Source organism: Allobosea sp. 01N443, assembly GCF_056399325.1.
In genome coordinates this window covers 23,165-41,749 of the sequence record NZ_JBFTRC010000010.1, presented here as the reverse complement: position 1 = coordinate 41,749, position 18,585 = coordinate 23,165, and the positions used below count along the sequence as shown (strand labels likewise).

The following is an 18,585-nucleotide window of genomic DNA, read 5'->3' as shown; positions in this document are numbered from 1 at the left end:
CGCAACATGTCGAAGGCCATTGTCCGTCTCGTCCCTGTGCCGTCGAATCTGCAGTTCGCCAGGCTAGTACCGATGTTCCTACGGGATCGCGACAGAACTGCGTCAGAGTTGTGACTGTCCGTCAAGCGCGGAGTGTGACGCGCGGCGTTCCGGTGACACGCGCGATCCAGGCGCGAAGCGCCTCTCGGGCCAGTGGTTTAGCCAGGCAATCATTCATTCCGGCGGCCAGCGCGGCTTGCCGATCCTCCTCGGCGACATTGGCGGTGACCGCGACAATGGGTAGCAAATTTGGCCGCCCGAGCGAGGCCTCCAGGGCGCGAATCCGACGAGCGGCTTCCAATCCGTCAAGCTCAGGCATCCGGATGTCGAGCAGAATGAGATCGAAGGGCGCGCGCTTGCCCGTGAGCCCGGCCTCGATGAGAGCGACCGCTTCACGCCCGTCCCGAGCCCAGACGGCCGTGCAGCCGAGGCGTTCAAGGGTCCGTGTCACGAGCAGACCGTTGATATCGTTATCCTCCGCGATCAACACCGTCAGTTGAGGCGGACCGGGGTCCTTGGCCTGGATCGGGGTCACCCCCCGGGGCGGCAGAGTCTCCTGCCGCGGCCGGGCAGGCGGTGCAAGCCGCTCATAGAGCGAGCGGGCGCGGACCGGCTTGACGAGAAAGCCGGTGAACCCGCCAGCGAGCGGTGAACCGAATTGGCGGCGCTCAAAGGGAGACATCAGGATCAGGCACTCGCCGACACCGGCCTGCCGGGCGGCAGCAGCGACGGCGCGCGCTTCATCGACCCCGATGGCCTGGTCGATCAGGGCGGCATCGAAGCGCCGCGCGCCCGCGAGCAGCGCGAGCGCTTCTGTCACATTCCGGGCGCGCATGATCGATGCGCCGGCGATCTCCATGGTCTCAGCGAGATAGTCCGGTCCGAACGGCGCGGCAGATGCGATCAAGATCAGCTTGCCGCGCCACTCCGGCAGTACCGTAACCCGCACCCCCGCGCCGCCCTCCGGAAGCGGCAATGTAACGCGGAAGATCGCGCCCGATCCCGGCGCATTTTCTGCCGTGACCGAGCCACCCATCAAGGTCACGAGCCGGCGCACGATCGCGAGCCCGAGACCGGTGCCGTCATGACGACGGGCCGCAGAGCTGTCGGCCTGTTCGAATTCCTCGAAGATCGCCTGCAATCGCCCTGGCGGAACGCCTGGACCGGTATCGGAAACGCTGATGGCGATGGCGTCGCCCGCGCGGGCGACGCGAATGCCGACACCGCCGCTCWCGGTGAACTTGATCGCATTGCCGACGAGGTTGAGCAGGATCTGGCGCAGCCGGTCGCGGTCTCCGATCCAGTGCGAGGCGAGATCCGGTGCGAGGAAGGTCGCAATCTCGAGCCCCTTGGCCTGGGCTCGTGGCGCCATCAATTCGCTGACCGTCTCGACCAACTGGCCGAGATCGAAGCGCTCTTCGGCGAGTTCGAGTCTGCCCGCTTCGACCTTGGCGAAGTCGAGAATGTCGTCGACGAGGCCGAGCAGGGCTTCGCCCGACGTCCTGAGTGCCCGGACATAGGTGGTCTGCTCAGGGTCGAGCCTGGTGTCGTTCAGGAGGTCGGCCATGCCGAGAATCCCGTTGAGCGGCGTCCGGAACTCGTGGCTGACGGTTGCAAGGAACCGCGACTTTGCCTCGTTGGCGCTCTCGGCGCGGCTGCGCGCCTCTTCCAGCGCCTGCTCGCCGGCGATCCGGGCGGAGATATCGCGGCCGACACGCTGCAGCACGGTCTTGCCGAGGGCGACCGGCACGATGGTCTCGACCCAGGAGATCCAGCGCTCGCCTCCCTCGGGCGAAGCGATGCATTCGTCGAAGATCCGCGTGCCGTCGGTCAGTGCCTGCGCAGGTCGGCTCTCGATGACGCGCGGTGCCGTGCGGCTGCCGATGATCTCGGCCTCGGTCGCTCCGAGAAGCGCCGCATAGGCGGCATTGGCGTAGACGATGCTGCTTTCGTTCCGGCGGACGATCAGATCGCCCTGGGCCTCGATCAGGCTGCGATAGCGCTCTTCGCTATCTGCTAACGCCCAGAGACGATCGGTCAGCTTCTCCAGATCCTGGGTCATGTCCAGCGCTTGCTCCACGACGCGGTTGCGTGCGCGTAGCTGCATCACGGCGGCGACGCCGGCCAGAACGGTCAGCAGGCTGGCGAGAACAGCCCAGACCACTGGGAAAGATGGAAGCTCCATGATGCCAGCCTAGTATTCGTCCCCTTGAGAAAGCGTTCGCGCGCGAACGCTGCTTTCGCGATCGTTTGAATGAATTTGTTAACCTGGCGGCACGGATGCCGCACGCTCCGACATCAGGCGGCCTGCGCCACCTGATCGATGCGTGAACGGTAGGATAGCGCCTCCGCGAGATGGACCCGGCCGATCTTCATCTCGCCGTCGAGATCGGCAAGTGTGCGCGCGACTTTCAGAACACGATGGTAGCCGCGCGCTGTCAGCCTCAGGGCCTCGGCGGCGTCGCGCAGGAGCGAAATGCCGGCATTGTCCGGCCGGGCGATCTGGTCGAGCACGGGCGCCGGGCACGCGGCGTTGGTCGCGATCTCGGAGAGGCCGAGCGCCTCGAAGCGCGCCGTCTGCACCTGGCGCGCCACGGCGACCCGGGCCGCGACCTCCGCCGAGCCTTCGCTGTCGGCCGGCAGAAACAGGTCCGTTGCGGTTACGGCCGGCACATCGATGACGATGTCGATGCGGTCGAGCATCGGACCTGAGATCCGGGTCTGATACTGGGCCATGCAACGCTCGTTCGGCTGCCGCCGGCAGGCATAGCCCGGTTCGGTTGCCTTGCCGCATCGGCACGGGTTCATTGCGGCGACAAGCTGGAATCGCGCGGGGTAGATGGCGCGGTGGTTGGCGCGCGAGATCAGCACCTCGCCGGTCTCCATCGGCTGGCGCAGCGCGTCGAGGGCCTGAGCCTGGAACTCCGGCAATTCATCGAGGAAAAGCACGCCGTGATGGGCGAGCGAAACCTCGCCGGGCTTGGCCTGCAGGCCGCCACCGACGAGTGCCGCCATCGAGGCCGAGTGATGCGGCGCGCGAAAGGGGCGGCGATCGGTCAGCGCTCCCTCGGCGAGATGCCCGGCGACGGAATGCACCATCGAGACCTCGAGCAGTTCGCGCGGCGAAAGCGGCGGCAGGATCGAGGGCAGGCGGCTCGCCAGCATCGACTTGCCGGCACCGGGAGGCCCGTTCATCAGGAGATTATGGCCGCCGGCGGCGGCGATCTCCAGCACGCGGCGCGCGCTTTCCTGGCCGCGAATATCGGCGAGATCGGGCAGGGGCCCGGATTGCCGGGCCACGGACGGCACTGGCCGGGCCATCACCTGCGTACCCTTGAAATGGTTCGCGAGCTGGATCAGCGAGCGCGGATTAAGGATATCGACATCGGCGGCAGCCCAGGCGGCCTCCGGGCCGCAGGCGGCGGGGCAGATAAGCCCTTGTCCGCGGGCATAGGCGGCCATCGCTGCTGGCAGGACGCCTGCGACGGAGGTGATGGAGCCGTCGAGCGCAAGTTCGCCGAGGACTGTATAGCCGGCGAGCGCATCGGCAGGGATCGCGCCGATGGCGGCCATGACCGCTAGTGCGATCGGGAGATCGTAATGGCTGCTTTTGACCTTTTCGCAATCCGGTATGCGAAGAGCCATAACTAACTGCTCCAGCCTCTCGTTGGATCTCTCAGCAGTTAGGGGTGTGCGCGGGCTGGCACGGCGCGCCCTCAATAGCGCCGTAGCCGTGCCAGCCCGTGTGCAGCCCGGATCCAGTGGATCTTAGATTCTTCATTCGTACCCCTACGCGCGCGGAGAGTTAGAGATCTCCCGGCATCTTGGGTGTGGTCTAGGCTCAAAGTTTGGATCCTCCCTGCCTCGACGCGAGATCGACCTCGCAGTTGGGCTCGCAGGTTTCGGGCGGCCGTGCCGCTATCCAGGTAACGATCGCGCGCTTTGACATCGCTCCCCGCCCGAGCCGACCGTGCGCGTCAAAGCAATGAACGTCAGTTGGTTAATCCGCTCCGTTGGCTTCAGTCGCTTCTGGTTTCACCAGCTCAAGGAAATTTACACCGAGTGCATTTGCTAGTTCGGATAACGTGCCAATCGTGGGATTTCGCATCCCATTTTCTAGCCCGCTAAGGTATTGCTGACTAAAGCCGGAGAGCCGCTCAACGTCCTCTTGAGTGAGCCCTTTCTCGCGGCGGATACGGGCGAAATTTCGTCCCACCGTTTTGCGCATGTCCATGCACGCGACAATCGGGATTTCCGTCCTTCGAGTTTATCTACTATAGTATGTTAATTGGCTTCTTTTAGTTTAACGAGAAAGCAATGCAGTGAAGGTTTTCGTTCGAAAGGCACCCAGATTCCCGGACCTCAGCCTCGAAGTCGGGATAGCGCGCGTTCCAGGCTACCGGCATCTTTTCGATCTGACAGTTAGGGCGTGGGGAGATGTTCGCATTCGCGACGCCTGGCAATCGGAGTTCGACCGGTGGTGTGCGATTCACGGCCAATGTCCCGTGTTCGTTCGCGGAAATGTTCGGACGGAGCGCACTCAAGCCAAAGTCGTGTTGGCTGGCGACCTTCCAGTCGTCGACTTTGTTACACAATGGGTGGGGCTCGAAGCACTCGAAATCGGGGGCGAACGGGAATCTAGGATCTCACAACTCGAGACGCAGATCGCGATCCTGAGAAAGCAGAATGCTGAGCTAACTCGCTTCGTGAGCCGGACGCAGCCACCTCGATCCGTAAGTGGCGGAGGCTGACATGAGGCGGCCTATCAATTTTGCGCGTGGGCGTATGGAAGTTGAATTACTGATTTCGCCACCTGCCCTCTCGTTCCCCGCAAAGCTGGAATGTGATCATGCGCGCGCCACGCAGCCTTGAGGAGTGGCGACGCTTACGCTTTCCGAGCCTTGGAGATTTTTTGCGGGTAGCCGATCGTTGGCGACTGTCGGAGGATGATCAGGTTCGCATTCTTCGGTGCAGTTCCGTTGAGCAGTTGCGACGCTGGCTCGCGATCAATCAGACCAATGAGGCGTTGGTTATGAGCAGCGATACAGGGGAACGGATTGCTGCCGTCGTCGGAGCGGCCGAGGCTGCAGGATATCTTTACACCTCCGAGGACGAACCACTCTGGCTCCGTGGTYCAATCACGGGACAACCGTATCAAGGCCAGACGCCCTTGAACATCATGAAGGAGGGTTCCGTCGAGGACATCATGAACGTCCGTCGGTATCTCATGGGCCTCACCCAGGGCGGCCCTGGCCCAAATGACGTCGATCGGGATTTCACTCCCTACACCGACGATAACTTGAAGTGGGAGTGACGGGTTCCGATGTGGGAAATCCAGGCAATCTGCTTCGATGCGTTTGGGACGCTTGTTGAAATAGGAGACAAGCGTCGTCCATTCCGAAAGCTGATGAACGAAAAGGGGACGGATCACCGTGCTGTCGATGCTCTAACCCGCCCGTTGAGCCTTAGAGAGGTTGCCAAAGAACTCGCCATCGTCATCGGCGAGGCGCGTTTGCGGGAACTGGAACTCGATCTTGATGCCGAGCGGGCTTCTATCCAGTTGCGCCCCGGAATGGCGGTGTTTTGGGCAGCGCTCCGACGGGCGGACTTGCGCATCGGAGTCTGCTCGAATCTGGCCCAGCCTTATGCTGAACCGCTGCTAGCTATCCTCCCAGGCATTCCTGACGCGCTCGTCCTTTCGTTTGAGGTCGGCTTCATCAAGCCACAGCCCGAAATCTTTCATTGCGTCTGCGAGGAACTCGGCCTTCGCGCCGAGCAGATCTTGTTCATCGGTGACACCCCAGAAGCAGATATCCTGGGGCCGAGGACCGTCGGCATGCACGCCATGACTATCGATGCGTTCGAAGCAGCCGTGAACGGACGTGAAGAGCGCCGGATATCCGCTGAGGAAGTGCGGTCGCCTGAGATTCATCAGTTGCTCGAGCGGGTGCGCGAGTGCGTCTGCTCGTGATCTCGGACCTTCATCTGGAGTTCGGGCCATTTGAGTTCCCGACGCCCATGCCAGAATTCGAAGTGGCCGTTTTTGCTGGCGATATTGGTCAGCCTATTGTCGATGCGATTGAGTGGATGGCCGGCCAGAGGGAGGGCGGTCCTCTAATGGGGCGCCCTGTCGTCTACGTCGCAGGAAACCACGAGTTTTACCGCAGCGAGATGAAGTCGAACCTGGCCGAGGCCGGAAGGGTCTCCGACGACGCCGGCATTCACTTTTTGCATCGACGAGCGGTCACCATCAATGGCGTCCGTTTCATTGGTTGCACGCTTTGGACCGACTATCGACTGCTCGGAACTCCCAAACCCTCTATGATCACGGCTGGCCAGGAACTGAATGACCATCGCCTGATCCGGTATCGCGAGGAGAGCGGACACTTCAGTCGCTTCATGCCATGGCACGCGGCGGCAGAGCACCGGCTCGATCTCGCGTTCATTCGCGGCGAACTGGCAACTTCGCATGACGGGCCGACCGTCGTGGTGACGCACCATGCGCCACACCCGCAATCCGTTCAGCCGAGGCACCAGGGCAGCGCACTGTCGCCGGCCTTCGTGTCAGACCTCAGTCCTGTGATCGAACAGTTTCAGCCTGAGCTTTGGATCCATGGCCATGACCATGGATCGCACGATTATCGGATCGGCAAGACGCGCATTTTTGCAAATCAGGCTGGCTACCCAAACCTTCACCGGGATCGCGAGAACAGAGGGTTCGATCCGCGCTGCGTCATTTGCGTCGATGGAGCGGGGAAATGAGCGGCTACGATGAAGTTCGTTGTGAGATGCCGATGCTCGCCTCCGACCTCGAGGCCGAAGCGGTTTTTCACACGCGAGCATTCATTGCGGTCTTCGGGGAGCAGGATTTCATCGGCTCGGCAAGTTTCTAGTTGAAGCGCGTGACGAAGTACTCGCGGAAGGCCGTTGCGTCCTTTGCGTCGAGGAAACTCACGCGCATGCACCTGCGCTCAGGCTGCATCAATATGCGGGCTTTATGCGAAATCTCGTGGTCACCCAGCCATATTCCGATGTCGAACAGGCGCTCGTTCAGCGTGATCGGTTCGAGGGGAAGGTCGATCGAGAATGTCCCCGCGATGCCGTCACGGGTAGTCGCGGCGATCCCGGATTTCTGCATGTCGCCCTCCTGCCGCTCAGGATGAGGTTGTATAGATTAGTCCTCTCTGCAGGATCTGTTCAATCGCGAAGCCCAGGCCGCGTAAGGCGTATTCTTGGTCAAGTGTCGATTGAAGTCCGGAGCGCCGTCGTCCCACCAGACAGGGCCCCGCTCACCAAGGGCAACCTTGGCTGCTTCGACGGCGGCGCGGGCGACATGGGGTTCGCCGCTTCCGCGTTTGACGTCCTTCACAGCACGGCGAGCATCTATCAGCTCGGTGACAAGCTCGTGACGGCGCGCAGCCGGAAGGGCGGGATTTGTTGCTCGCCACAGCCTGCCAGCGACCATGAAATATCTGCCGTCCGGTGTTGTCGGATGATCGCGCCGGTCGCTCAATCCGGATACTCGCGAGCGAGCCGATCATAAGCGTCCTCGGCAGCGGCGTCGCCCGCCATGGCATTTTCGATTTCATTCTCGTCGACGAGCACCCCGCCGAAATGTGCGACGAAGGCGCGCGCCAAGCCCCGGTCTTCGAATGCGATGCGGACCGTCTCTGAACCGGGGAAACGGTCGAGAACGCGGAACCCGATTTGCCAGTCGCCACACCAACTCTCGATTCTGCGCAGGCGTTCCGGTGCAGCGACGGGGTCCAATTTCATTTCGACCTGATGACTGAAGCCTGGCATCACGCCCTCCCTACGACCGGCACCTCGTCGAGCCGCGTCGTGTAACGCGGCGAACGCATCTCGAACTTCGTGACCCACGCCTTCTGCTGGCGGGCGATGCCGGCCGCTGCAGGGTACACAACGCCACGACCGTGTTGCTTGTTGCACGCGTCCAGCGCTTCCATGAGCCGGCCGCTCTTCTTGCGATCGAGGGCGCCGATCAGGGCTCGCTGCGACATCTCGGGCGCCACCAGGTCGACCGTCATCAAGCCGGCCTTGGCGTAGCGGTAACCCGGCTTCCAGATCCGCCGCGCTCCCCATTTGGCGGCGCGGACGAGGACGAGGGTGTCGTTGCTCGCCTCGGGAAAGTCGACCGTGGTCGAAACCGAGCGGGAAGGGCCGCTGTCGAACGGCGATGTGTGGAAGAAGACAGTGACGTGATCCGTCGCCAATCCATGGTGCCGGAGCTTCTCGCCCAGGCGGGTGGCATGGGCGGCGATCGCCTCCTGCATCATCTCGAGGCTTTCGACCCGGCCGGAAAACGACCTGGTCACGGCACAGCCTTTTCGCGTGGGGGCGACGCTATCCAGATCGAGGCAGGGCTGGCCGCGCAGTTCCTGGATAATCCGCTCGCCAACGACGGTCAGCGACTTGCGAGCACGCTTGGGATCGAGGGCGGCGACATCGGCTGCCGTCTTGCAGCCGAAAGCGCCCAGCTTGGTCTGGCTGGCACGGCCGATACCCCAGACGTCCTCCAGCGGCATCAGCGACAGCCATTCCCGACGCGCTTCCTCACTCGTCAGGTCGCAGGTGCCGCCGAGCTGAGGCGTGGTCTTCGCAATCTTGTTTGCGAGCTTCGCCAGTGTTTTCGTTGGGCCGATGCCGACGCAGGTGGGGACACCGGTCCATTTCGAAACCGTGGAGCGCAGGTCGTGGCCCAGTTCCTCACGATGCTCAGGCGCCACCGGGGTCAGGTCGAGGAAGCTCTCGTCGATCGAGTAGATCTCGATATCGGGGGAGAACCGCTCATAGACGGTGTTCATCCGGCGGCTCATGTCGCCGTAGAGCGAATAATTCGACGAGAAGACGACGACGCCCTCGCGTTTGCACAGGTCGCGGATCTGGAACATCGGCGCGCCTATCTTGATGCCGAGCGCCTTTGCCTCAGCCGTCYTGGCGACTGCGCAGCCGTCATTGTTCGACAGCACGATCACCGGTCGGCGTCGCAATTTCGGGTCGAACACGCGCTCGCAGGAGCAGTAGAAGCTGTTCCCGTCGATCAGGGCGAACGAGCGCTTCATCGCCGGAAGCGCCGCACCGCGTTGGTGACCACGCCGAAGATATCGATTTCGGCGTCTGGACCGGGGTCGTAGTCGGGGTAGCGCCGGTTGCCGAACGCGAGACTTGAACGGCCGCCGGCGATCTTGAAAACCTTGACGCTGCGCTCGCCGTTGACGTCGACCACGACGGCATCGCCATCCCGCGGGACCAGGCTGCGGTCGACCGTGATCAAGCTGCCGTCGAAAATTCCGACGTCGATCGCGCTGTCGCCGGCGACGGTCATGATGTAGGTCGCGGGAGCGTTTTTGATCAGCGCCCGCGACAGGTCGATCGGTGTGTCGAGGTAGTCGTCGGCCGGCGAAGGAAAACCCGCGCGCACGGCCTTCAGGTAGACCGGAAGAAAGATCGGCGGTCCGAGGTCGGCGGGGGACATGTGCATCGCGATGCGCTCCGATGGTTGGAACATAACAAGAACATCAGAAGCCCAACTCGAGTCAATAAGGGGAATTCGTGGCCCGCCGCTCATCACCCATCCCGACCGCTGCGCTCGTCCTACGAAGAGCCGTCAGCGGTGCGCCAGTAGCAGACGTTGGGGTCTCGCCAGGAAGCGGGCATTCCTGTTTTCAGCCGCCGGCCCCCCATTTTAACCCACGCTGAGACTGCTGGCGCCCGCCTCTGGTGTCATGGTTGAAAGAGTCGTGCCAGAGCATCAAAATGCACCAGAAATATGCGAATCGTCCAATTTGGCTTATAGTTCGCACTTCCCTCAGAAGTCCTTTGCGTCGCGGTCGTTGTAGGAGTCGTTGAGGCCAACTGAAGCTTTTGGATGCGCAGATCATGTTTGGTCACGAACGCTTGCAAGCCGTGCGAAGGCTCGTTGCCGAATACGTCCGAAGCCCTTCGCTTCGTCATCTCCGCGAACCAAGCTCAGTTGATCGCCTTGCCGAGCAGATTGTTAAGGTTGTTGACCGGGAGCCAACCGTTTGGCGCAAATGGGAAGGGCAACGCGAGGACGTTCTGCGGGCTGCTGCCCCGTGTTGGATACCCTCGGAAGACCTGCGCAGTTTTCTGAACGATCTGCCGGGGCCGAAGCTCACCTCGACCGACCTTGCTCAGCGACTTAGGGCGATCCACGAGGAGCCATATAGTTCGTATCCTGACGAGGCGCTGCGGGAAGAATGTCTCGCGCTCTACGCTCGCGAACGAGCCGCTGGAACCGAGCTGCCAGCGATCATCGGGGCCTTGCAAGAATTTGTTGAAACAGAAACAGAGCGGCTCCGTCTTGCTTCGGTGGCGGCTTGGCGCCAGCGCCAAAAGGAGGAGCTGGAAGCGCTCCAGCAACGCTTCATCGCTGGGGCTGATTGCAAGTGGGTAGCTGTCGGCACCTCAAAAGACGTGTTTTCTCGCAAGAACGGCCGAGCCTATCGACTGTCGCCGACTAAAAACAAGCGATGGGACCTGTTCCGTATTCAAGCAGCTGAGGACCCCGGCAAGCTCATCGGCACTTATGGTTCTAGAGGCGAGGCAAACAAAGCACTTGCGAAGCTGGCTTACGATTCTGAGCCTCGCTGGTAGACAGGTAGTTGCGCCGGCCTTGCGATATCGGCTCGTGAACCTCTCGCGCAATTTGAAAGTGGATGCCGGGCATCTTTAAATGCTCGCCGCAACTGCGAGGGCAGGCCCGCTATCTGGCTGGCTCAGCTAAAGGCGAAGTGTCCACTTCTCGTGGGTCTAACACGGAGTGAATATTTCCCGGAGAATGGTTGAGCGGGGGGTGTATCCACTTCACGCCAGGATCGGAAGTTAGGGCATCGCAGAGAACTGGCCATTCATCTGCCGCAGAGAAGGGTCCGGAGGGCAACGCGAGATAGATGTYGGCAGCGTTCGCTCATTGTGGTCGATGTCAGGCACAGCCGAAGCCGGCTGCTGCGATCGTTAGACCGCCTAAGCTCAACTCGACTAACTGAGCCCAGCCTCCGTCATTCGATCTCCCTCAGCTCCACCAGGCAAATCGCGCAAGCGATTGATCTCCCAATGAAATCTTCGATCTACGTGGAGCCGGCCCTAGGTTGTTTGTCGGTTACACGCGGTCTGCAGCGAGCAGTTACGGACGAATAGCCGCGCCACGAACTCGATCAGAACGTGATCCTGATCAAATTCGATGTGCGGCCGGAGCCCGAGCTGTCTGTCAGCACCGGCCCGGATGAACAACCTTCATAGCTTCGACAGCTAGCCAACGTTCAGCATTGCAATTGCAGATCGCGAGATTGAATGCTTTAGCAGTAGCGGGCTTGGGGTAGGCGCTGACGGGCGCCGCTTGCCTCAAGAGTAGCATAACGTCCGCCTGAATAGCGTCTGCAATCCAGCGCAAACCCGGACTTCACCAGTTCCGCGCCAATGTCCCTTCCGTCGGGCGTTGTGCAGACCCCGACGACGCGGTCATGCGTTCGCGTACCGTCGAGCCGACAGCTGAGTTGTTGCCCCCCTATAATGCCAATGATGGCGGCCCGGGCTCGCCGCCCTTCGGCGGAACCGAGTTCTGGCGCATCAATGCCGTTCAAACGCAGGGGGTGGCCGTTCACGACAATAGTATCACCGTCACGAACATGATCGACGAAACCGACGAGGGTGCGGCCATTGGGAAAGGTAGAGCGCGCGGTCGTGACCGGACTAGCTGCTGCCGGTTTGGCGCGCCTGGCGATGGCGCCGATCCGGCCATAGGCTCGGTCGAAATGGGCATTACCATCTTGAAACGCAGTCGCCACCGCTTGCCGAGTGAACTTCGCGAAATTGGGGCAGTAGGGCATCGCCAGTTCAAGCGTAGCCGCCAGATTGTTGCGGGTTTCGCGAAACAGGGCGCGCATCGGCTTGACCAACGGCTCGGTATCAACGATCCGCTCGCTGGCATCGCCGTTGCGCTCAAGGATTTCCGCGATCGCGTTGGTCTCGCGGATCAACGCTTTCATCTGCTGCACCGCGTTATCGAATTCTCCGATCTCTGCGAGCAGACGCGGCGCGACCGGGCCGCAGGTGCCGACGATGCCCTTCACTGCGACGTCCGTCTTGGCCGGGGAGGTCTTGTCGAGAACCGACGTTTGCGCGTTGTCCTTCGCCAGATTGTCGCGCTTTGCGATGGTGATACCCGAAGCGGCGGCAAGTGCCACAGTGCCGAAGAATGCAAGCTTGAGTAACGGCTTCATTTGGCCTCTTCCGGTGCGGAACCGGACATTTTCACGCGCCCGTTCATTACGTGGCTGGGGTCATATGGGCAGAGCGCGCGGCCATGCCGACCCCGACAATTGCTGGCGCCCTCCACGCTGAAATAGGTTGCCGCGGCATTCGCCACTTGTTATTTTCTGCCAAAGAATTGTGCGTCCCAGACATGTGCGGGGAGTTCGACGGCTTTGCCACGCGACCTGGTCTCCCTTCCGACGACCCGAGCGGGTATCTCGCGATTGGTCGTCAGTCGCTTGGCCAGCGCCGGCGTGCAGGTTGCGCCACTCCTGCGGGACGTTGGCCTGAGCGAGGAGATGCTCGCCGATCACGATCAAAGAGTGTCTTCCCGGCGTCAGGTCGCATTCTTGGACCGCGCCGCGACCGCGCTTGACGATGACTGCCTCGGCTTCACCCTGGCGCAAGAATTCGAACCCCGGGCGCTCGGGCTGCTGTTCTACGTGATGGCGTCATCGCAAACGCTCGGCGAGGCATTGCACCGCATTGCCCGGTACAGTTCGATCACCAATGAAGCGCTGGTCTTCAGCGTTGCGGAGGGAAGCGCGCTCACCATTCGGCTAACCTATGCCGGCCTTTCTCGCCATTCCGACAGGCATCAGGCCGAGTTCTGCATTTTTGGAGCAATCCGGATCTGCCGCATCCTGACTGGATCGAACCTTGTCCCGCAGAAGATCTCGATCGCGCACCACCGATCGGGAGATAACTCTGCGATGACACGGTTTGCCGGAACGAAAGTGGAGTTCGGCGCCGAGAGCGATGCCTTCGTTCTGCACGCTGACGCGCGCGAACGCCCTCTTGTGAATGCCGACCCTTACCTCAATGAACTCATGCTGACTGATTGCGAGGCGGCATTGTCATCCCGCGCCACCAATGGGAGCCCCCTTCGGATCAGTGTCGAGAACGCGATCGCTCCGCTGCTGCCTCACGGCAAAGTTCGCGCGGACGTCATCGCCCGTCAGCTTGGCTTGAGCGAACGGACGTTCGCGCGAAGGCTCGCCGAGGAGGGCTTGAGCTTCTCGGAAATCCTCCAGCAGATGCGGCGCGATTTGGCTGTGCGCTATCTTAGCGACGGCAACCTCCATGTCTCGAAGATTGCCTGGCTACTGGGATTTCACGAGGTCAGCGCGTTCTCGCACGCATTCAAGCAATGGACCGGGCTGGCACCGAGCCAGATGCGTATTGCCGGCGTTCAGAATTGAGCGATGTCGGTTCGCCAGGCCGGAGAGCCGAATGGCGCGCCAGGGCACCGGAACACGTGCCGCGCCCTCGCAATCCTGCTTCGACGTAAACGGAACTAGATCGCCTAGATGCTAGACGCCCCGACCGCAATCCGGTGCTGAAGGCCAAGCCGGGCCATACGCTGGCCGAGAGCAACCGAGCATTGGCGGAGAGCGCGATGCTGAGATTGAGCCTGTCCTGCGTGAACTGTCGCACCTGTTGTCCGCAGAAGGCAGAAGGTCGCAGGCGAGCTGAAACGTATACGCCCGCGTGCACGTGGGGCGGAATGAATGAGGATTGCGCTGCGGCTGCCGAAGGCAGAGGCGAACAAGTCTTTGGCAGAAAATAACAAGCATCTGGTGCAGCGGCAACGTACTTCGGGGAGGTCAAATCCGCGATCGCGCCCGGTCACGCCTTAAGGAAAGGCCCCGGACGCGAGAAATGGAGCCTGTTGATTATCGGGGGATCGTTCCAGCCGACGCTGAATGTGACCGAAGTCAGCTATTTCGTCCCCGTCGGCGTCCGACTGGATAGCTGTTGACACTGCTGTGGATTCACTCGTTTTAACCTTAAGATTTTGGTCACAGCCATGCGCTCAGGGGTCGTTGCTTTGGAATCGCTGCGGAATGTTGGCCTCGTCGTTAAGGACTTCGTCCTCAGCGTAGCAGCGCTTCTTAGGGACGAGGCGTCGCCAGGACTCGTGACACTCCTGCTGTTACTGGCATTGCTCGTGTGCGTACTCCTGTTCATGGCGCTGATTTCGCGCCGAAAAGCGGCGCTTCACTGGTTGAGCAAAGAGGTTGTTGCTGGACTGCAGGTCGGTCCGTCGGGGCAATCGTTTATTGGCCTCGACAATGCCATCAACAGTTCCGCGACTAGTCGTTCCCGGCAGCTGGTAGCAACGGCGTGGAAAGAATACCGGGAGACTCTCGTTGCGCATGAAGAAGGGGATCAGGTAACCCTAAGAAATTCGGTTCGACCCCAAACATTTTTTAATATCGAGGATCTTCACTTCGCGCCCGGGTTCTGGCGAGTCGTTCCTGGTCTCTTCGTCACGATCGGCCTGTTTCTGACTTTCCTTGGTTTGATTTCTGCGCTCAACTCGATGGCGGCCCCTGCGACTTCAGGGCCAGCGGCGCTCAACATCGATATCAACGCACTTCTGACGATCGCATCTGCGAAGTTCATCATGTCCCTGACCGGGCTGCTGTGCTCGATTCTATTCACGATTGTCCTCCGAATCGGCATCGGCAGAATCGATGGGGCGATCCATGGGCTCTGTGGAAAAATCGAGCAACGCCTCACTTTCATCAGCCTGGAAGAGCTTGCGGTCGAACAACTGGCCGCGACCCGGGAACAGCGTGAGCACTTCCGAAAAATCGGCTTCGAGCTTGTCGCGGAACTGGGGCGGCCGCTGCGCGAGGAATTGCCTACGGCCATATCGAGTTCCATCAGTTCAGCGATGACGCCGCTGCTGCAGCAGGTCGGACAGATCGGCGCAGACGGTATGGGTACGATGGTGAGGGACCTTTCATCGCGGTTCTCAGACGATGTCGGCAAGGCGTTGTCGCAGGCCAGCGACAGGCTTGTCTTGGCGGGGGATAAAATATCCGAACTGTCGGGTCGTATGGATCAGAGCTCGGGCCGCATGGGAACCGAGATGGATGCGGCGGTTACTCGACTGGCACAGACCGTGGATGATCTTCGTCAGGCGATGGGAGCGACCGCCGCGACAGCAAGTGGTGCATTGACGCAGGGCGCTGAGCAGCTTCTGGCGGTCATGAATGAGACCTTGCAGGGTATTCGCGACAATACCGGCGAAGGTGCGCGAGCCATCAGCTCGGCCGCTAGTGAAATGCGCCAGGCGGCCGAGGGCTTCCGGACGGAACTCGAAGAGGCCGCCAGTACCGGATCCGGCGCTGCTCGCGATCAAATGGCCGCTGCGAGCGCTGCGGCGAGCAGCGCGATAGACGTCGCAGGGCGGGGCATTCTCGATGCATTCGGACGTAATGCAGCCGACATCGCGACGGCGACGGAGGCTTTTTCGGCAAAGGCGTCGGCAAATCTCCTCGCCCCGCTAGATGCGATCTCACAAAGGCTCGGGGGCATGGTCGATGGTCTCTCCGAGGGCACGACGAACCTGCGGCGCCTGTCGGACGGTGTGCGCGCTGGAGCGGAGGCGACGGAGCAGGCAGCAAGCCAATTCCGAGCGGCCTCGGAGGGGCTCGCCGACGCTGCTGCTCCCATCCGCGCGACCACGGCGAGTATCGAAAGCTCGATCAAGCAATTGGCCGACTCCACGCGCAATGTCTCCGAAACGGTAATTCGCTCGGCAGAAGCGACAGCTAAGAATGCGGCATCGGCTCTAGCGAGTGCAGAGCAGATCCTCGGCAACGAAGCCAACGCCATCCAGGCTTCGCTTGCCGGTGTCACGGCCATGCTGGAAAAACTCCAAGGGCAGGGCGATCGCCTCGACGACATGGACGAGAAACTCGGCAAGGCGTTCGAGACTTATGCCGCGCATGTCGCTGCCGCCGTCGAGGGTATGTTCGGCCACGTACGAGATCTTCAGTCGGCCTTGAATCCGGCGCTCGACACTCTGCAAGCAGTGGTCGAGCAGGCTGAGCAGTTCGCTCCTGAATCCAGGAGGCGTTGATGCGCGTGAGCTCTAGAAGGCGTCATCACGAAGACGAAGAAGAATCCGCCTTCGTCTCGATGACCGATCTGACGGTAAGCTTTCTCTTCATCATCATGATTCTGCTGGCCTACTCGGCTTCCCGTATTTCGAAAGAAGAAACCGTCCCCAAGAAAGACTATGACGTTATCGTTCTTGAAAAAAGTGAGTTGGAGGGCGAGCTTGCTCAGGTAAGGCATGATTATGACGTCATCGTTTGGAAAAAAGTGGAGTTGGAGGACGAACTTGCTCATGTAAGCCATGACTATGATGTCCTCGTTCGGGAAAAAAGGAAGTTGGAGGTCGAGCTTACTCTTGTAAGGCAGCTAGCCCGTGACCAGGGGCAGCGCATTACGGATCTTGAAAGCGAGATCGCCCGCCTGAAAGAGCAGCTCCAACAGAAAAACCCGCTCGAAAACTACATGTCTCAGGTCGCAGATTTGCGGCGTCAGGTTCTTGCTAAATTACAAAGACAGATTCAGATCGATTTTCCCGATTTGCAGGTCGTCATTAGTGAAGAAATGGATGCTTTGCGTTTCAAGGGGGACGGCTTGTTCAAAAGTGCGCAATTCGAGCTCGAGATGGATAAGCGACGAATTGTTGAACGTCTTGCGATGCGGCTGAACGAATTGCTGCCCTGTTATACGCTCGGTTCCAGTGCGGCTTGGCGATTGGACTGCAATGGGGCCGGCGCCATTATCGAGGCAGTGCAAATCGAGGGGCACACCGACTCCAAGGGGACGGAGAACGACAACATGACCCTGGCTACCAACCGGGCCAATGCGACGTTCTTTGCGATGAAGAACCGTGAGCCCGAGTTGCTACGTCATCTCAACTCGCGCCAGCAGCCGGTCATGTCGGTTGCCGGATATGGCGCCATGCGGCCTATTGCGAGCAACGCGACTGAGGATGGCCGCGCGACCAACCGTAGGATCGACCTACGGATCATAATGTATACGCCACAGTCATCCGACGAGATTGAGATCATTCGAAATCGATTGCGCTCGGGCGTTGCAGCGGCATCATCCCGATGAGCCTCAGGTCACTGCTGAAGCAGTCCCCACGGTTCGATGCGCCGGCCTTGCCGGGATTGAACAGCCTCCGCGGGGCGGCAAGCCGCATCTTGGCACGATGGCCGGATGTCGTCGCCGAGCCTCCTGAGAATGACCGCGACAGGCTGGTCGGCGAGATGCGGCGGCGTCTGGAAGCTGATGATTGGGGCAATTTGCCGATCTCGTACGTGACTGCAGCCGCACGTGCTCTTTTTGATTCCGTCCGTCGTAGCCGTCCTGATCTCGAGGGTGTGAGGAATTTCTATTTCGAGGAACTTCGCGTTTCGACACGCAGGAGCTTTCTCAATGCGATGGCCTCCATTTATGTCGGCAGCTATGTCCCTGACGCGCTGCATACGCGCGCACTTGCTGAAGCGCTGCGCTTCTCACGCTCACGCCTCGGCCCGCGTTGGGCGAAGCTGGAGGACGCAGTGCCTGAGTGGCTTGACCCAGTCGATGCACCGGGCGCTATCGCCGCCTGCATGGTCGGGGTGGATGATGCCTGGAGTGAATTGAAAACCATTGGCTTTAGCTCGCCTCACGCGCCGGGGTTGATGGACCATGCCCATCTTTCCTACGTCACTCGGCTCGGTCCCAAGCTGCGCCAACGAAGCGAGTTAGAGCGCCTGTTTGGCTGGCTTCGACCCGAACGACAGGCGGCACGCATGTCTGGCGCGGCAGAGGCGATCAGCGCCGTGCTCGATCATTGGCGCGACGGTGATCCCGAGGACGAGGACCAGCGTTACATCACAGAGACGCTCGTCGGATGCTATGGCGACCCGCGTGTGTCTGGTGGCGGCGCCTGGGCGGGCGTCGCCGCTCCGTACCAGGCGGTAATCCTGCGCTGGCTCACCAAGGAAAACATCCTCTTCTTTCTCGACGTCGTCTCGGAGGTCGAGACAAGTCATATGTGGGAGCCACGCCGCGAGTTCTGGCTCTCCCTGTACGACCAGGGACGCATCAAAAACGCCTGGGTCGCCTTCAGCTCTGAGGCCGCTCGGCATGCCCGCCGGCGAGCAGCCGCCCGAAGTGGGCAGAACACGCTGAGTTTCGGATTGCAGACGGCAGGAGGCTCCCGAGTGAACACGTCTCTGCTGATCCTCGAGATCGGCAACAAGATCCTGGTCGAAGGCTCGCACAGTTACAAGATTCACCTATTCCGGGCTGGTGTTCCCAAGACGCCGCCGCTCTATCTGCCCAGATACGACTGCGAGGTGATACGCCTCACGGCTGGGGCAGAGGCAAAATCGCACAACGGCAACTGGCAGGGCTGGGTCCTGGAACGCATCTGAACGAGGCGCGCAC

The 18,585-nt window shown here is 61.1% G+C and carries 17 protein-coding genes; 9 read left to right on the top strand and 8 right to left on the bottom strand.

Annotation, left to right across the window (positions count from 1 at the left end):
* Positions 1-121 precede the first annotated feature (121 nt).
* The 3 genes from AC1DRP_RS04795 to AC1DRP_RS04785 all read right to left on the bottom strand — a co-directional run bounded on the left by AC1DRP_RS04795 (position 122) and on the right by AC1DRP_RS04785 (position 4,273).
* Entirely contained in the window at positions 122-2,224 is a 2,103-nt protein-coding gene (locus AC1DRP_RS04795) for an ATP-binding protein (protein ID WP_476767917.1), read from the bottom strand.
* A gap of 113 nt (positions 2,225-2,337) precedes the next feature.
* A complete protein-coding gene (locus AC1DRP_RS04790; protein ID WP_476767916.1) occupies positions 2,338-3,684 on the bottom strand; it encodes a YifB family Mg chelatase-like AAA ATPase in 1,347 nt (448 codons plus the stop codon).
* Between the two features lie 355 nt (positions 3,685-4,039).
* Positions 4,040-4,273: a helix-turn-helix domain-containing protein gene (locus AC1DRP_RS04785; protein ID WP_476767915.1), complete on the bottom strand. Its 234-nt coding sequence runs from the start codon at positions 4,271-4,273 to the stop codon at positions 4,040-4,042.
* A gap of 615 nt (positions 4,274-4,888) precedes the next feature.
* Here AC1DRP_RS04785 and AC1DRP_RS04780 point away from each other — a divergent pair.
* Genes AC1DRP_RS04780 through AC1DRP_RS04765 form a run of 4 tightly spaced genes read left to right on the top strand, consistent with a single transcriptional unit; the run spans position 4,889 to position 6,932 of the window.
* Positions 4,889-5,353, top strand: coding sequence for a hypothetical protein (locus tag AC1DRP_RS04780; protein ID WP_476767914.1), 465 nt, complete (start codon positions 4,889-4,891; stop codon positions 5,351-5,353).
* 9 nt (positions 5,354-5,362) lie between these two features.
* Complete coding sequence (locus tag AC1DRP_RS04775; RefSeq protein WP_476767913.1) at positions 5,363-6,010, top strand: HAD family hydrolase; 648 nt, start codon at positions 5,363-5,365, stop codon at positions 6,008-6,010.
* Positions 5,995-6,801, top strand: a complete 807-nt coding sequence (locus tag AC1DRP_RS04770) for a metallophosphoesterase (RefSeq protein ID WP_476767912.1) — start codon at positions 5,995-5,997, stop codon at positions 6,799-6,801. The genes AC1DRP_RS04775 and AC1DRP_RS04770 overlap by 16 nt, the downstream gene beginning before the upstream one ends.
* The gene (locus tag AC1DRP_RS04765; protein WP_476767911.1) at positions 6,798-6,932 is read left to right on the top strand and encodes a hypothetical protein; all 135 of its coding nucleotides are present in this window, start codon (positions 6,798-6,800) and stop codon (positions 6,930-6,932) included. Before AC1DRP_RS04770 ends, AC1DRP_RS04765 begins: the two co-directional genes overlap by 4 nt.
* Here AC1DRP_RS04765 and AC1DRP_RS04760 read toward each other — a convergent pair.
* The 4 genes from AC1DRP_RS04760 to AC1DRP_RS04745 all read right to left on the bottom strand — a co-directional run bounded on the left by AC1DRP_RS04760 (position 6,929) and on the right by AC1DRP_RS04745 (position 9,535).
* Positions 6,929-7,177, bottom strand: coding sequence for an RNA-binding protein (locus tag AC1DRP_RS04760; RefSeq protein ID WP_476767910.1), 249 nt, complete (start codon positions 7,175-7,177; stop codon positions 6,929-6,931). The genes AC1DRP_RS04765 and AC1DRP_RS04760 overlap by 4 nt on opposite strands.
* Positions 7,178-7,548: 371 nt before the next feature.
* Positions 7,549-7,845, bottom strand: coding sequence for a hypothetical protein (locus tag AC1DRP_RS04755; protein WP_476767909.1), 297 nt, complete (start codon positions 7,843-7,845; stop codon positions 7,549-7,551).
* The gene (locus AC1DRP_RS04750) at positions 7,842-9,122 is read right to left on the bottom strand and encodes a Y-family DNA polymerase (protein WP_476767908.1); all 1,281 of its coding nucleotides are present in this window, start codon (positions 9,120-9,122) and stop codon (positions 7,842-7,844) included. The genes AC1DRP_RS04755 and AC1DRP_RS04750 overlap by 4 nt, the downstream gene beginning before the upstream one ends.
* Positions 9,119-9,535, bottom strand: a complete 417-nt coding sequence (locus tag AC1DRP_RS04745; protein ID WP_476767907.1) for a LexA family protein — start codon at positions 9,533-9,535, stop codon at positions 9,119-9,121. Before AC1DRP_RS04745 ends, AC1DRP_RS04750 begins: the two co-directional genes overlap by 4 nt.
* 404 nt (positions 9,536-9,939) lie before the next feature.
* Between AC1DRP_RS04745 and AC1DRP_RS04740 the strand changes: the two genes are divergently transcribed.
* Complete coding sequence (locus tag AC1DRP_RS04740) at positions 9,940-10,677, top strand: hypothetical protein (RefSeq protein WP_476767906.1); 738 nt, start codon at positions 9,940-9,942, stop codon at positions 10,675-10,677.
* A 701-nt stretch (positions 10,678-11,378) separates the two neighbouring features.
* On the opposite strand, the gene AC1DRP_RS04735 is transcribed toward AC1DRP_RS04740, so the two are convergent.
* On the bottom strand, positions 11,379-12,302 hold the full coding sequence (locus AC1DRP_RS04735; protein WP_476767905.1) for a thermonuclease family protein: 924 nt from the start codon (positions 12,300-12,302) through the stop codon (positions 11,379-11,381).
* 285 nt (positions 12,303-12,587) lie between these two features.
* Here AC1DRP_RS04735 and AC1DRP_RS04730 point away from each other — a divergent pair, with 285 nt between their 5' ends.
* The 4 genes from AC1DRP_RS04730 to AC1DRP_RS04715 all read left to right on the top strand — a co-directional run bounded on the left by AC1DRP_RS04730 (position 12,588) and on the right by AC1DRP_RS04715 (position 18,572).
* Entirely contained in the window at positions 12,588-13,535 is a 948-nt protein-coding gene (locus AC1DRP_RS04730; protein WP_476767954.1) for an AraC family transcriptional regulator, read from the top strand.
* 719 nt (positions 13,536-14,254) lie between these two features.
* Positions 14,255-16,210, top strand: a complete 1,956-nt coding sequence (locus tag AC1DRP_RS04725; RefSeq protein ID WP_476767904.1) for a hypothetical protein — start codon at positions 14,255-14,257, stop codon at positions 16,208-16,210.
* On the top strand, positions 16,210-17,262 hold the full coding sequence (locus AC1DRP_RS04720) for an OmpA family protein (RefSeq protein WP_476767903.1): 1,053 nt from the start codon (positions 16,210-16,212) through the stop codon (positions 17,260-17,262). The genes AC1DRP_RS04725 and AC1DRP_RS04720 overlap by 1 nt, the downstream gene beginning before the upstream one ends.
* On the top strand, positions 17,259-18,572 hold the full coding sequence (locus tag AC1DRP_RS04715; protein WP_476767902.1) for an EH signature domain-containing protein: 1,314 nt from the start codon (positions 17,259-17,261) through the stop codon (positions 18,570-18,572). The genes AC1DRP_RS04720 and AC1DRP_RS04715 overlap by 4 nt, the downstream gene beginning before the upstream one ends.
* The last annotated feature ends 13 nt before the right edge of the window (positions 18,573-18,585 follow it).